We start from the raw sequence: 15,840 nt of genomic DNA on the forward strand, positions 1-15,840 counted from the left end.
ACCTGGTTTTACTACATTATTATTAGAAGATCCTGAAGAGCTCGAAGTACCTCCTGGCTTACTAGAACTTGATGATCCTCCTAATGGTTTGTTTGTACTTGTTGTTCCTCCTGTTGTGCCACCTGGTTTACTTGTACTTGAAGTACCTCCTGGCTTACTAGAACTTGATGATCCTCCCAACGGCTTATTTGTACTTGTACCTGGCTTACTTGTACTTGTACCTGGTTTACTCGTACTTGTGCCTGGTTTAATACCTACACTTGTCCCTGGTTTTGAAACACTTATGGAAGGTTTTTTTATCGGACTCTTTATTGGTGGTTTTTTTATTGGAATTTTAAACTTTGCCTGAGTTTGCTGCACAGGAATATTTGTTAAAGTTACACCAGTTACAGTTGCCAAAGTCGTTGCAAGGCCTATAGATTTTAAAATTTTCCGTCTTAATTCTTTATCACTACTTGTATGTTCTGTATCCCTCCCCATACATTTTCCTCCTTGAAAGTTTAAATAATACTTTTACTATAAAAAACAAATTTATTTCTATTTTTACAGTTACTTATATATCGTAATTTTTTTAAATTTTTTAATAAAAAAAATGAAAACTTGATTTCTCAAGTTTTCATTTAACTTTTTTATTCATTATTGAAAAAATTATCCTTAATAAAATATACACAACAACCAGTATTACCAAAACAACTGATAAAACTTTAATAAGTTGATCATTTTTATTTAAATCTGTATCTTCTTGAAAATCCCCTTCACTCGCACTAGAGTAATCAAATAAAACATTTTTTATTCCAACTTCAAATTGAGTGTTTTGTATATTTTCTCTTACAGATATATAGTTATCTGTAAATTCTTCTCTATAAGTGTAAACATCAAGTTCATCATTTACAATTACAAATTCTCCATCACAATCAAAATTAAATTCAAAATCATTTATATTCTTTAAGAATTTAATATCATTAGGAGCACTAAACTCTATTTTATAATTTCCCTCATCTAAATTTTTAAATTCTACAATTAAATTTTCATCTAAAGTAGATGTTTTTAGTTTTTTACCATCTTTAAATAGAGTATAACTTATTGAACTAGCATTATTTAAATTTTCCTCTGTCAACACAGTAATTATTTTTATGCTTTTTTCTTTCTTAACAATTCCATTATAAATTAACTCACTTGCCTTAGATAAATTATTTCTTACATTATCACCAAATATCTTCATGACTTCGTCATAATTATCATAACTACTTCCATCTATTACTCCAATTTTTTCTCCAGTAGGATCATCTGGTATTTGAAATTCTTCATAAACACTATCCCAAGAAGTTGCCTCAATAAATCCATAAGGAACATTACTATACTTAAATGGTACATGTTCTCCAATGTCATATCCAACACCTTCTGGTATATCGTAATCCTCCATACTTGGACTAGTAGATAAAGATATATTTAATTCTTTAGAAAGCTTCAAATAATCTTCTCGTAAAAATCCTTTCTCTCCATTATTGGCATAAACATGTAGTTCCTTACCACTACCGATAGAAGATAAATTTAAATAATACATTATTTTATTTAATTCATCTTGAGACCTTGTAGAAACATAATGAGTTGATCCGATATTTCCTTGCTTTCCTGCACCAAATAAAACAAATTTTAAAGTATATGGAAGATCTACATCTTTAAGTTTTTTTGCAAGTTCAAGTAATAAAGATACACCTGTTGCACATTCAAATCCAGTAGAACCTTTAACTTCTTCTGAATCATAAGCCGCTCCAATTATAACTTCTAAATCACTTGATCCTTTTTTAGTAGCAATAATATTATGAGATAAATAGTCTCCCTGAGTAAAATTTAAAATTGTATCTTCAGGAAATACAATTTCTTCAAAAGTCGTATCATAACCTAAATCTCTCAAAATTCTTCCTAAATAATCCGCTGTATATACTTCTCCTTCTGTAAAAGCAACTCTTTGAATTCTTGAAATTTGTATTAAATACTTAAGTGCATCTTCTCCAAATCCTACAGCTTGTATAAAAAATCCAAAACTAAATACAAACAAAGAGATAAGAACAAAAAATCTACAAAACTTTCTCAAATATTCTCATCCTTCCTAACATTGCTAATAATTAATAATTGTTTAATAAGTTAAAACTTTTATCAACTATTCTTTATTTTAAAACTTTTAGTTAATATTATACTTTATATTTTAAATTTTAGTAAATATTTTAATCACAATAAAAGGTAGTTAATTTTTTTAACTACCTTAAATCTATTTTAAATATTTTTCTCTAAAATATCTAAAAGTTCAGAGAATCTATTCATAACATTTTGCATAGGTGTTTTCGTTGTCATATCAACACTAGCATCTTTTAAAATCTCAATAGGATAATTGGATCCTCCCATTTTAAGAAAATTATCAATATAATTTCTTACTGCACTATTTCCTTCATTTAAAATATTTTGAGAAAATGCAAAGCTTGCAGCATATCCAGTTGCATATTGGTAAACATAAAATGCAGAATAAAAATGTGGTATACGACTCCACTCAAAAATTATATAATCATCTAAAACCAAGCTCTTACCATAATATTTTTCATTTAAATCTTTCCATATTGAACAAAAATCATCACTTGTAAGTGGTTTTCCGTTCTCAACCATTTCATGAGTTATAAGTTCAAATTCTGCAAACAACATTTGTCTAAAAACAGTCGTCCTAATATTTTCAATCTCTTTATTAACAAAATAAAGCTTTTCATTTCCCTTAGAAATATCTTGCATATATTTGTTTAACAAATGCTCATTACAAGTCGATGCAATTTCTGCTAAAAATATAGGATATCTATAATTGAAAAAACTTTGATTATTTTTAGAATAATATGAATGAATAGAATGTCCCATCTCGTGAACAAGCGTAGATACATCATTAAAAGAATTCGAATAATTTAAAAGTATATATGGATATGTATCATAACTTCCAGAAGAATACGCTCCACTTCTCTTTCCTTTATTTGTATAAACATCTATCCATCTATTATCTACAGCTTCTTTAAAAATATTTAAATATTCATCACCTAGTGGTTTTAAAGCATTAAATGATATTTCAAGAGCTTTTTCATAAGGAATATCATTATCTAAATTTTCAAAAAGAGGAACATATAAGTCATAACTCATAAGTTTATCAACTTTTAGCATTTTCTTTTTCAAATCTATATATCTATGAATTTTATCAAAGTTATCATGCATAACTTCAATTGCATTTGTATAAACAGACTTATCTATATTATTCCCAAACAAATTACTTTCAAGTGAAGAATTAAATTTTTTAGCTCTAGAATATAAAACATCATTAGTAATAGACGTTGATAAACATGTAGCTAATGTATTTTTATAATCTTTATAAGATGAAAATAGTTTTTCATAAGCATCTTTTCTTACACTTCTATCTTTTGAAGATAAAAAAACACCATAATTTCCTTCATTTAATTGAACTTCTTTGTTATCTTCATTAATAATCTTGGGAAATTTCAAATCAACATTTTTAAAAATTCCAGCAATATTATAAGGTGCATCTATTGATGATCCAAACATACTTAAAATCATTTCAGCTTCTTCAGATAAAATATGTTCTTTACTTCTAATGAGCCCTTGTATTTTAAATTTAAATTCTTTCAATTTTTCATCATTAACAAGAGAATTTAAAAAGTTTTCATCTTTACTAATAAGTTCTGTATCTATAAAACTACTTTCTGCTGAAAATTGATAATAAAACTGTTCAATTCTTGTTTGAATTCCCTGATACATTGTAACTGAACCATCTTGATCTTTTTTCATATGTGCATAATTCATAAGTTTCATAATAGTTCTAAACACAAATTCTAAATCTTTAAATAAATTCAAAACAGTATTGCTATCATTTAATTTACCCTTATACTCAAGGATTTTTTTAGAAAATTCCTTAACCTTTTCAAAATCCTTTTCAAATTCTTCTAAACTACCATAAATTTTTTCCAAATTCCACGTATACTTTTCTTCAATATCGTTTCTATTTTCAAAATATTTTATATCCATTTATCATTACCCCTTAATTTAATTTTCTTAAAAACTCTAACACATCATTAAAAACCGTATACTTATTACTTTCAACAAAAATTTCATGTCTCATATTTTCATAAATTTTATAATGAGAAGAAACTCCATTTTTTACTAAAGATTTGTTTAATTTCTTAACACCTCTCTTAAAAGAGCAAACCGGATCTAAACTACCTGCAATTATCATAACTTCTAAAGTTTTAGGAATCTTCTTTATAGAATCTTCTCTTAAAGTGTGTCTTATTCCACAAAATAAATCATGATAAAATTTTAATGTATACTCTTTTATTCTAAGTTCATCTTCACTGTATCTTTTAAGTACACTTTTATCACTGGTTGTAAATGCATATTTGTTATCTATAATTCTATCTTCTTTAAAGTTTTTATTCAACACTCTAAACAAATTATTGCTAACAAACTTATTAGGTTTATTTACATCTCTAAATCCACAAATAGATTTTGTAATTATAACTGGTAAAGTTAAATTTAATTTATTATCTATTCCAATTCCCGATAAAATTAACCCATCTATTGTATCTCCATAAACTTCTGAATATTTTAAAGATAAATAAGCTCCCATGCTATGCCCTATTAAAAATACTTTTTTATCTTTAAATTTCCACCTTATAAAAGAATTAATAACCTTCAAATCTTTTACCATTAAAGAAAAATTATTATCCTTAGTATCTACAGAAAAAACTTCTTTGCCTTTATTATATCTTCCATGACCTCTGTGATCATGTATAAAAACAATGTAAGAATTTTTTACTAATTTTTCTATAAGTTCTAAATAATTTTGACTATATTCTCCTTTACCATGAGAAATTTGAACTATACCTTTAAATTTTTTAGTGTAATCTCCATAAACATATACATTTAAGTAAAAATTATCGTAACATCTTAACCTAATCTCTTCCCTATTTATAAAAATCCCTCCAATTTTTTAACAAACTAATTTTTTATAGTTATTATATTTGTTTTTTAATATTTCTATTGAACTTTCAAAAAATTCTTTTTTCGTTATATCAATTAAACACATATTACACAAATCTTGTAAATTATTTTTTCCGGAATTTTTTAAGATAAGTTTATATTTTTGATGGAAATCATTAGAATTATTTAAATAAAGTTTATATAGTCCAAGAGAGAAAAGATGTCCAAATGTGTAAGGAAAATTATAAAAATGATTATCAAAATCATAATAATGAGATTTATATATCCATGCTTCTTTAAAATACTCAGAATTCATTGAATCACCGTAAGATAATTCTTGAGATTTTTTCATAATTTCATTTAAATCTTCTGGCGTTAAAAATTCTTTTTCACACCTTTTAAACACTTCTTTTTCAAATAAAAATCTACTATAAATATCAAGCACTAATTGACATGCATTATTTAATTCATATTCAAGTATCATAATTTTTTCATTTTCATCTGCCGATTCATAAGCCTTATCACAAATTAATGTTTCAAAAAAAATCGATGCTGTTTCTGCTATAGTCATTGGATAAACAGTATTTAATATTCTCTCACTTTTTAAAGTTTCTCCGTGATATGCATGACCTAATTCATGAGCAAGAGTAAAAATACCCTCATAAGAATTAGTATAATTTAATAAAATTCTACTTTCTCCAATAGGATTTATATTTGAGCAAAATGCCCCTCCAACTTTTCCTTCATAAATTTCTGAATCAATCCAATTTTTATCAAAAGCATTTTTTACAAAATCTCCAACTTCATTTGAAAAATCATAAAAGTTTTTAATTAAAAATTCTTTTCCATACTCAAAATCAATTTCCCTATTTAAAGACCTTGTTGGTGAAAATAAATCATAAAAATTTATTCTCTCACTTTTATTCCCTAAAAGTTTTGATTTTAACTTTAAGAACTCTCTAAAAAAATCCAAATTTTCTCTAACAGCATCAAACATAGCATTTAAAATTTCTTCAGATATTCTATTATCTTTTAAACTTCTAGAAAGTGGTGAATCATACCCTCTTTTTTTCGTATCATATATAAAACTTTTTTTAATGCTATTAATTGAATAAGCTAAAGGCTCTTCCATAAATTTATATAACCTTTTTTCACTTTCAAAAGCTTTTCTACGAGTTTTTCTACAAGTGCTTTCAAGTAAACTTCTACATTCTGTTAATGGAATTTCTTTAATAGTACCATCTATTTCCATACTAACCTTATACTTTGATATTAAAGATTCTTGAAGAGATGAAAAATAACGTGATCCATAATTATAAAGAGAAGCCATAGTTTCTTCTAAATCCTTTGGAAGTAAATACTTACCCATATGTAAAAACTCATTTATTAAAAATCTGTACTCACTTAAAACTTCACTTTTATGTAAAGCTTCTATACAATTTTTTCTCTCTGAAATTATTTTTACAATACTAGAATTTATTAAGATAATAGAAACATTTAAATCTTTTAAAATCATTTCATTATCTATTGCCTTCTTATTACTTGAATTAGTAGAAAGATTCAAAAAAACAAAACAATATAATTTTTCATAAAGAGAATATATCTTTTCATATTTAGTAAATATCTCTTCTAAAATCAAAATAAATTTATCCTCATTTAATATACAAAAATCATTCTCAAAAATTTTATTAATATCTTCTATACTACACTTTAAACTTTCTAAATCTTTCTTATATTCTAAAGAATCAAAACCTTCATATAATGTATCTAAATCCCACTTCAAAAAAATCACCTCTATTTTTCATTATAATTTAAAACATACTTAATTATCATATTTAAACTTCCATCACCATTTCTTTTAACTTCAAATCTGTTTATATCGTAAAAAGATTCTTTATTTATATAAAGATCAATATCTCTATCAATTTTTAATCTTATTCTTTCGTATTTTTTATGAATGTAGTCTTTATCAACAACTACTTCTCCCTCAATTCCATTTGATTCTATAAAATCAACAAAACTTTCTATTTTATCACTATCATTTTTAAAAACTTCTCTAGCAAACTCATTAATATTTAAATTTTCTTCATTATTAAGTTTATCTTTAAAAGATTCTCTCACAAAAAACGCACTATCTGCATCATCACGTATATTTTTTCTTGTCCACTTTTCAGCTACAGAAATTAATTCTTTAGTTTTAGAATAATCAGAATACACTTTGAAACATTTTAAAAAATCTTCTTTAAAATAATTTGAATTTTCATGGGAATTTTTATAATTTTTATCTAAATACAAAAGATTAAAGTTATTTTCCAAATCTTCTATAAACAAACATGATTTCATTACTTTTTGAGAATTACTTGGAAGTGTTATAAATTGAGGTATTATGTCAATTTGCATTTTATCTTCAACATATTCGATTTTATGTACATAATTTTTAACATAATCTAATTTTATCATACAAAGAGCATATCCAATTTCAGTTTTAAGTTTCAAAAACAATAAATCACATGATGAAGAACTCCCCTCTTGTTGTATAATTTCAAAAAACTTTTTTGAAATTTCTTTTGAAACTTCTACTAAATTTATTTCATTTTTAAAAAATTTGTTTATATATTCTATAAAATCCGGACTTTCATTAAATTTCCCTAAATTAAGCTCCTCATCTTTTAAAATTTTTTCAACATGTTTACTTAAAAAAATATTTATATCTTCATTTGATAAATTTAAATAACTTTCATTTAAAATCGGCTCATCACAATTTACATCAAGAACGTGTATTATTCCTTCTTCTATTTTAAACTCTGTAATTTTCAAAGCCCTCTCCTCCAAAATTAATCTCTTAAAATTTAACGTTAAGTAATTTTACAATAAAAAATTTATAAATCATAGTATAATGTAAATTATAAAATTAAAAATAGGAGCTAAAATTATGAAATTTTTAAAATTTCTAAAAAAATATATCTATATACCTGTTATATTTGTAATTTGTTTTCTATTCTTTTTATCTTTTGCAATAGATCTATCTTTTGGCCTCATTATTTCCACTGCAATTGTTTCATTAATAATAACAACTTTTTTAACACTTATGATACTTTTAATAAAGTTTCTAATATTTTTAATGAAAGATATTAAATGATAAAATGAATACTTTTAAAAATTAAGAGGGCATTTATAAAAAAGATTTTTTAATCTCTCCTTATAAATACCCTCTTAAATTTTTTACATTTTACTTGATTCTCTCTCTAAAATTTCAGATTTAATTTGCATTCTGTTTATACTATTTCCATTTAAAATGTTGTTTAATGCCACATAAGCTTTAATTCCAAGTTCATTTCTATCATAACTAACAGTAGAAATTGATGGTAAAGAGCAATTAGATATAAAATTATTGTCAAATCCCATAATAGAAATATCTTTTGGAACATCATATCCATTATGACTCAAAACATTTAATATTTTATAAGCAGTAAGATCATTATCTGCACAAATTGCTGTTGGGTTTTTACTCTTAACAAACTTCAAAATTTTCTCTTCATAATTATCATTTGAAATATTTAAAACATTATCAGGATTGTAATTAATTCCAAGCGAAGTAAGAGCTGCAATATATCCAACAAGTTTATCTTGATAAAAAACGTCATTATTTTTGATATTTATAAAGGATATATCTCTATGTCCTGCTTTTACAAAATAATTAACAACATTTCTCATACCTTCAACCATATCAATTCCAACATATCCTACATTTTGTTTATCAATGCTCAAATAGTTATTAATTATTACAAAAGGATGAGTAACTTTAAAAATAGATTTATGAATAGAGTCAGAAATATTATTAATAAGAAGTATTGCACCAGACAAATTATTTGATTTTATAATCGCATCTAAACAACCTTTTTTATGACTTTCTTTTAAAGTAACAATTAAAACCTCATTATCTTCGTTTAAAGCTTTAGAGTTAAACCCTTGTATTACATCATAATTTAAAACTTTATCATACTCATTACAATTTTGGTCAACAATAATTCCAAACTTTAAATTTATTTTATTATTAATAACAGATTTTTTTACGTATCCCATTTCATTTGCAACTTCAATAACTTTTTCACGAGTTTTTTGGCTTATATCCGTAGCTCCATTTAAAGCTTTAGAAACTGAACTAATTGAAATGCCTAATTTATTTGAAATATCCTTAATAGTTACCATTTTTTCACTCCTTACAAAGCTAAATTTTTCAATTAATCTTTACTTTTTTTTCGTAAAATAAAATAATTTCTTTATTCGTTTTCTAAAGTTAACTATTAAATTTTTCAAATAAAACTATAAATGTTGACAATTGAAAAAAATTTTTTATATACTTAGCTTGATATAATCTTGATTTTTTCTATTAAATATAAATTTTGAAAGGTGATAAATCTTATGGACTACTCCATCTCAATAGATAAAATTTCTCAAGACTTTTGGAAAAAAAACAAAATAAATACTTTTAACATAGATGATTACAAAAAAAAGTTATATGTTTTAGAAATGTTCTCATATCCATCTGGAAGTAATCTTCATGCTGGACATTGGTTTAATTTCGGACTTGTAGATTCTTACGCTAGATATAAAAAAATGAATGGATTTAATGTTTTTCAACCAATGGGATTTGATGCATTTGGTTTGCCTGCGGAAAATTACGCTATAAAAACTGGAATACATCCAAAAGAGTCTACAATGAAAAATATAGATACAATGAGAAATCAATTAGACAACATGGGAGCAATGTTTAACTTTGAAAATGAAATAATAACTTGTACACCCGATTACTACAAATGGACTCAGTGGCTATTTTTAAAACTTTATGAAAATGATTTAGCATACAGAAAAAATGCTCCTGTAAATTTTTGTCCTAGTTGTAATACTGTTTTAGCTAATGAACAAGTTATTGAAAATAAATGCGAACGATGTTCGAGTGAAATCGAAAAGAAGAACTTAACTCAATGGTTTTTTAAAATCACAAAATATGCAGATGAATTAGTTGATAAATTAAATTCTTTAGATTGGCCTGAAAAAACAAAATCTATGCAAAAAAATTGGATAGGTAGATCTTATGGTACTATAGTAAATTTTTCTGTTGAAAACTCTAATAAAACTTTCGATGTTTTCACAACAAGAGTAGATACATTAATGGGGGTATCTTACGTAGTATTAGCTCCTGAACATCCTTTAGTATTAGAAATAACAACAAATGATTACTTATCTAATGTAAAAAATTATATAGACTTATCTTCAAAACAATCTGAAATAGATAGAGTAAGTTCAAATAGAGAAAAAACTGGTGAATTTACTGGAGCATATGCAATTCATCCAATAACTAATAAAAAACTTCCAATTTGGATTTCAGATTATGTTATATCAACATATGGAACGGGAGCTGTTATGGCGGTTCCAGCCCATGATGAACGTGATTTTGAATTTTCTAAAAAATTTAATCTTCCAATTTTTGAAGTTATCAAAACAGAAACTCAAACTAATCTTCCTATAACTGAAAAAGGTACTCTTATAAATTCTGAAATTTTTAATAACCTCTCTTCTGATAAAGCTAAGGAAGAAATTACTAAACATTTACAATCAATTAATAAAGGAAGCTTTAAAACAACTTTTAGACTTAGAGATTGGCTTGTTTCTAGACAAAGATATTGGGGAGCTCCTATTCCAATTATTTATTGTGAAAATTGTGGTATAGTTCCAGTTCCTTATGAATCTCTTCCTGTAGAGCTTCCAGATGATGTTAATTTTAATCCAAATGGAAAATCTCCACTTGAAACTTGCGAAAAATTTGTAAATACACTTTGCCCAAAATGTAACTCAAAAGCAAAAAGAGAAACAGATACTCTTGATACTTTCGTTTGTTCCTCTTGGTATTACCTTAGATATGTTGATCCACAAAATAATGAAGCTCCTTTTGATAAAGATAAAATAAATAGAATGCTTCCTGTTGATAAATATGTTGGTGGACCAGAACACGCATGTATGCATCTTTTATATGCTAGATTTATTACTAAAGCTCTTAGAGATATGAATTTTCTAAATTTTGATGAGCCGTTTATATCATTAACCCATCAAGGATTAATTTTAGGTCCTGATGGATTTAAAATGAGTAAATCTCGAGGAAATACAATATCTCCTGATAAGTATATAGAAGAATATGGATCTGATGTATTTCGAACTTATTTAATGTTTGCATTCACCTATACAGAAGGTGGAGCTTGGAGTGATGAAGGTATAAAATCTATTCACAAATTTATACAAAGAAGTGAAAGATTAATAAATAAAGGTTTGTGTGTACTTAAAGACAAGTCATTTAATTCTATAAATGATGAATCTGAAGAAACAAATTTATTGTTTGCTCTTAATAATGCAATAAAAATGATTAAAACAGATGTTGAAATTCTTCAGTTCAACACATGTATTGCTCACTTTATGAAATTAACTAATGAATTCTCAAAATATTTAAACAACAATAAAATAAATTGTAGTTTTTTAAATGAATTTTTGTTTAATTATATAAAATTATTTGCTCCATTTGCTCCTCACTTTTGTGAATATTATTTTGGTATTTTACAAGAAATAAATGGTAAAAATAAAACTTCTGTATTTTTAGAAGATTACCCTAAAGCAGATCCTAAATATTTAACTAGAGATGAAGTAGAAATTGCAATTCAAGTAAATGGAAAAATAAGAACAAAAATAATGATACCAACAAACTCTGAAGAAGAAACAATTAAAAATATTTCTCTTTCAAACCCTGAAATAATTAAACACATTGATAATAAAAAAATAGTTAAAGTTATTGTAATTAAAAACAGACTAGTAAATATTGTTGTAAAATAAATAAAAATAATATAATATTATAATTGGAGGTAATTACTATGAATTTTGTAAATATAAGCAATGAGACTTTTCAAGAATTCAAACAGCTCCTTGCCGATAATGATATAAATAAAAATATTATTAGAATAAATTTGGCAGGAATGGGTTGAGGCGGTCCATCATTTAATATTGTTCTGGATGAACAAAAAGAAGATGATTTAGCTTGCACTATAAATGATATAACTTTTATTATAAATAAAGATTTACATGATCAATTTGGTGATTTTATAGTTGAAGGAACCGCTGAAAATAATAGAGGGTTGGTTTTAAAACCAGTTAATTCATCAAGTGGTGGTGGATGTGGAAGCTGCGGAGGCGGCTGTTAAAAATAAAAAAGATGTTTAAAATTAAGGTTTCTTAAGTTTAAACATCTTTTTATATATTTTAAAATCTTTCTTTGAAAGTTGGAATTAAATGATAAAAATTGATATAGGAAAAATAAATGATTTCTCTAATTTCAATAATGCAAATGATGGAATAACATTATATAAAAAAAATAAAATAGAGCTTATATATCATGAATTTATTAAAAATGGAATTTCATTATGGTTTAATATTATTTCAACTAGAAATATAACCCATAAAACAAAAATTTCCATAAATGAAAATAACATAATCACAGATTTTTCCTGTTCATGTACATATAAAAATACAAAAACTGATAATTGTAAACACATAGTAGCATCCTATATTTTTTTTATAAATAATATTAAAGATTCTATGAAACCAACTAGTGATTATAATTTTTCATACTTAGATAATATTGATAATTCATTTAAAAATAATAATCTAGAAAATAAAATTCTATATAAACTCTCTTATTGTATCAATATAATTTCAAAAAATAATATAAAACTAGAAATCTCAATTATATCAAACAAAATATATCCAATATTAGATATTACCTATTTTTTAAATTGTATAATAAACTCAACTCCTTACAAAATAACTAAAAATAATGATATAAACTTAAGTGAAGAAAATTTTATAGATGAAGATAATTTGTTTATAAACGAACTTTTAACTATATACTCTTTAACAAATATAAATGAAACTATTAAAAATGATATTTTTTCAAATCAATATGTAATTTTAAATGAGCGCCTTTTACATATTTTTTTGAAAATAATTAATACAGACTCTTTCACTATTAAATTTAAAGATAAAAAATTTGAAAACTCAAAACAAATAACTGAAGATTTAGATATATCTCCTGTTATTTCTACAGACAATGAAAATAATATTATACTCTCTCTAAATATATCAAATATAATAAATCTTTTTGACAACTCTCCTTATTTCTATTTTGATGGAAACATTTACAAAGTATCTAAAAATTTTATTGAAAATTTTAATTGCTTGAAAGATTTAATTTTAAATAATAATACATCCTATTTTAAAATTAATGAAAACAAGAAAAATTTATTTTTGAATAAAACTCTTCCAAAATTTTCAAAATATTTTAATCTTAAAATTTCAGATGATTTAAATGAAAATATTAAAATTGAAAAATGTAATCCAAAATTTTATATAGACAAAACCGTAAACGATATTATAATAATCAAAGTTTTATTTAACTATAAGGATTTAAATATAAACCCTTTAGATACAACTCTATTAAATACTTCAATTTTAAGAGATTATAAAACAGAAAATAAAATTTTAATTACATTAAATAATTTGTGTGAATATCAAAATTCTCTATATTATTTTATAAAATCTCCTGAAAAAATAATTAATTTTAAAGAAAATGGAATTTATATACTTAAAGATTTAGGAGAAATTTACTACACCAAAAATTTCAAAAAATATAAAATAATCTCCTCATCATCTTATAAAACTTCATTTAATATTGGAATTAATAATTTTCTTAATATATCCTTCTCTTTTGATGGAATAACTAACGAAGAATTGTATTCTGCAATTAAAAATATACGTCGAGGAGAAAAATACTTAAAACTAAAAGATAAAGGAATTTTAAATTTAGATAACGATTATTTAAAGGAAATAAATAATGTATTATACGATTTGAATATAGATGAAAAACAACTTCAACAAAAGGAATTAAGTATAGATAAATTTCACGCTTTCTATTTAAATGATTCGTATGCTGAAAATTTTAAGTCAATTGGGAAATTAAATAAGAACAATGATTTTTTAAAAATTATAAATGGAATTTCAAATTTTAAAAATATAGATCTATCTCCTCCAAAAAATTTAAATGCAAATCTTAGAACATATCAATTAGATGGTTTTAAATGGTTGAAAACATTAAAAGAATATAATCTTTCTGGAATACTTGCAGATGAAATGGGTCTTGGAAAAACTCTTCAAACTATTGCATTTTTACAAAAAGAATACGAAAATAATTCACTTAAAAATTCAATTATTATTTGTCCAAAATCTCTTATATATAATTGGTTTGAAGAAATTAAAAAGTTTACTCCAAATTTAAAAATAATGATATTTAATGGAAATAAAAATATAAGGACAAAATTAGTAGATGAATTCCATAAATACGATATTATTTTAACCTCTTACGGAATAGTTCAAAAAGACATAGATATTTTAAAAACTAAAAATTTTAATATATGCGTAATAGATGAAGCTCAAAATATAAAAAACAAAACATCTAAAAATACACTATCTCTAAAAGAATTAAATGTAAATTATAAATTTGCACTAACAGGTACTCCAATTGAAAATTCCATAGATGAATTGTGGTCAATATTTGATTTTTTAATGCCAGGATATTTACATTCATACTCAAAATTTAAATCAAATTATGAATCATCAACTGATAATAGTAATTTAAGCAAAAAAATATCTCCATTTATTTTAAGACGTCTTAAGAAAAATGTTTTAACTGAACTACCTCCTAAAATAGAAACTAAAATAATGATAGATTTAAATGACGAACAGAAAAAATTATATTATTCATACATAGAAAAATTCAAAACAGAATTTGAATCTCAAGAAAACATAATTAACAATAAAAATTTGAAATTTAAAATGTTAAGTGCTTTAACAAGGCTTCGTCAAATTTGTTGCGAACCAAAAGTAATAATTGATGATTATTCTCACGGAAGTTCAAAAATAGATACGCTAATGGAAATTGTAGAAGATAATATTAAAAATCATAAGAAAATTATTATTTTTTCAAATTTTACATCAGTATTAAATATAATTAAATCTATACTTATTAAAAGAAACATAAAATACTCTTATTTAGATGGATCCATACCTTCTAAGGAACGTATAGATATTGTAAATAACTTTAATAAAAATGATTATAATGTATTTTTAATTTCTCTTAAAGCTGGAGGATTCGGTCTTAATATAACATCTGCTGAAACTGTAATTCACTTTGACCCCTGGTGGAATAATGCAGTTGAAAATCAAGCAACTGATAGAGCACATAGAATTGGACAAAAAAATACAATTCACGTAATAAAATTAATTACAAAAGGTACCATTGAAGAGAAAATATTTGAAATACAAGAGAGAAAAACAAATTTAATAAACTCAATTATTAAAGACAATGAATTTGAATCAAATTCAATATCAAAAATGTCTGTAGATGAACTTAAAAATTTATTTTTAATAGATGATTTATAAAAAAATTAGAGTAACGCAAATTTACGCTACTCTAATTTTAAAAATCACTAGAACCAACTACTTTAAAAAATTTATTTGAATCAATAAATTTAAAAATTAAAGATATAAATCCTACAACTACAAAAATATTAATAGAAAAACTCCCAAAATTTAATATGAAACCTGTAAAAAAGAATATAACTATAAATTTTAATATAAAATTCAAAACTCTTATCAAAGATTTCACCTCGTAATAATTAGTCTAAACTTTACACTAATAATTACTCCATGTAAATATTGTGA

At 24.1% G+C, this 15,840-nt stretch carries 9 protein-coding genes and 1 pseudogene; 2 read left to right on the forward strand and 8 right to left on the reverse strand.

The window, feature by feature from the left end; translation table 11 throughout:
- The 7 genes and pseudogenes from A6P36_RS03315 to A6P36_RS03350 form a co-directional block, all read right to left on the reverse strand.
- Positions 1-480 (reverse strand): annotated as a pseudogene (locus A6P36_RS03315) (hypothetical protein); the annotation flags it as partial.
- Between the two features lie 136 nt (positions 481-616).
- Positions 617-2,095, reverse strand: coding sequence for a M28 family peptidase (locus A6P36_RS03320; RefSeq protein ID WP_066760966.1), 1,479 nt, complete (start codon positions 2,093-2,095; stop codon positions 617-619).
- Between the two features lie 179 nt (positions 2,096-2,274).
- A complete protein-coding gene (pepF, locus tag A6P36_RS03325) occupies positions 2,275-4,068 on the reverse strand; it encodes an oligoendopeptidase F (protein WP_066760968.1) in 1,794 nt (597 codons plus the stop codon).
- Positions 4,069-4,081: 13 nt separating this feature from the next.
- The gene (locus A6P36_RS03330) at positions 4,082-5,029 is read right to left on the reverse strand and encodes an alpha/beta fold hydrolase (protein ID WP_369815417.1); all 948 of its coding nucleotides are present in this window, start codon (positions 5,027-5,029) and stop codon (positions 4,082-4,084) included.
- Between the two features lie 3 nt (positions 5,030-5,032).
- A complete protein-coding gene (locus A6P36_RS03335) occupies positions 5,033-6,805 on the reverse strand; it encodes a M3 family oligoendopeptidase (RefSeq protein WP_066760972.1) in 1,773 nt (590 codons plus the stop codon).
- Between the two features lie 11 nt (positions 6,806-6,816).
- Positions 6,817-7,839 (reverse strand): nucleoid-associated protein, encoded by a 1,023-nt coding sequence (locus A6P36_RS03340; protein WP_066760974.1) that lies wholly within the window; start codon positions 7,837-7,839, stop codon positions 6,817-6,819.
- A 405-nt stretch (positions 7,840-8,244) separates the two neighbouring features.
- Positions 8,245-9,231: a LacI family DNA-binding transcriptional regulator gene (locus A6P36_RS03350; protein WP_066760980.1), complete on the reverse strand. Its 987-nt coding sequence runs from the start codon at positions 9,229-9,231 to the stop codon at positions 8,245-8,247.
- A 213-nt stretch (positions 9,232-9,444) separates the two neighbouring features.
- Between A6P36_RS03350 and leuS the strand changes: the two genes are divergently transcribed.
- A complete protein-coding gene (gene leuS, locus A6P36_RS03355) occupies positions 9,445-11,901 on the forward strand; it encodes a leucine--tRNA ligase (RefSeq protein WP_066760981.1) in 2,457 nt (818 codons plus the stop codon).
- Positions 11,902-12,354: 453 nt separating this feature from the next.
- A complete protein-coding gene (locus A6P36_RS03365; protein WP_066760982.1) occupies positions 12,355-15,558 on the forward strand; it encodes a DEAD/DEAH box helicase in 3,204 nt (1,067 codons plus the stop codon).
- 37 nt (positions 15,559-15,595) lie between these two features.
- On the opposite strand, the gene A6P36_RS03370 is transcribed toward A6P36_RS03365, so the two are convergent.
- Positions 15,596-15,775, reverse strand: a complete 180-nt coding sequence (locus tag A6P36_RS03370) for a hypothetical protein (protein ID WP_066760983.1) — start codon at positions 15,773-15,775, stop codon at positions 15,596-15,598.
- Between the last annotated feature and the right edge of the window lie 65 nt (positions 15,776-15,840).

It is taken from the genome of Candidatus Arthromitus sp. SFB-turkey, assembly GCF_001655775.1.
GTDB classification, from domain to species: Bacteria; Bacillota; Clostridia; order Clostridiales; family Clostridiaceae; genus Dwaynesavagella; species Dwaynesavagella gallinarum.

Coding starts and splice junctions, on each gene's coding strand:
- pepF (WP_066760968.1), bottom strand. CDS start 4,068: ATGGATATAAAATATTTTGAAAATAGAAACGATATTGAAGAAAAGTAT.
- A6P36_RS03350 (WP_066760980.1), bottom strand. CDS start 9,231: ATGGTAACTATTAAGGATATTTCAAATAAATTAGGCATTTCAATTAGT.
- leuS (WP_066760981.1), top strand. CDS start 9,445: ATGGACTACTCCATCTCAATAGATAAAATTTCTCAAGACTTTTGGAAA.
- A6P36_RS03365 (WP_066760982.1), top strand. CDS start 12,355: ATGATAAAAATTGATATAGGAAAAATAAATGATTTCTCTAATTTCAAT.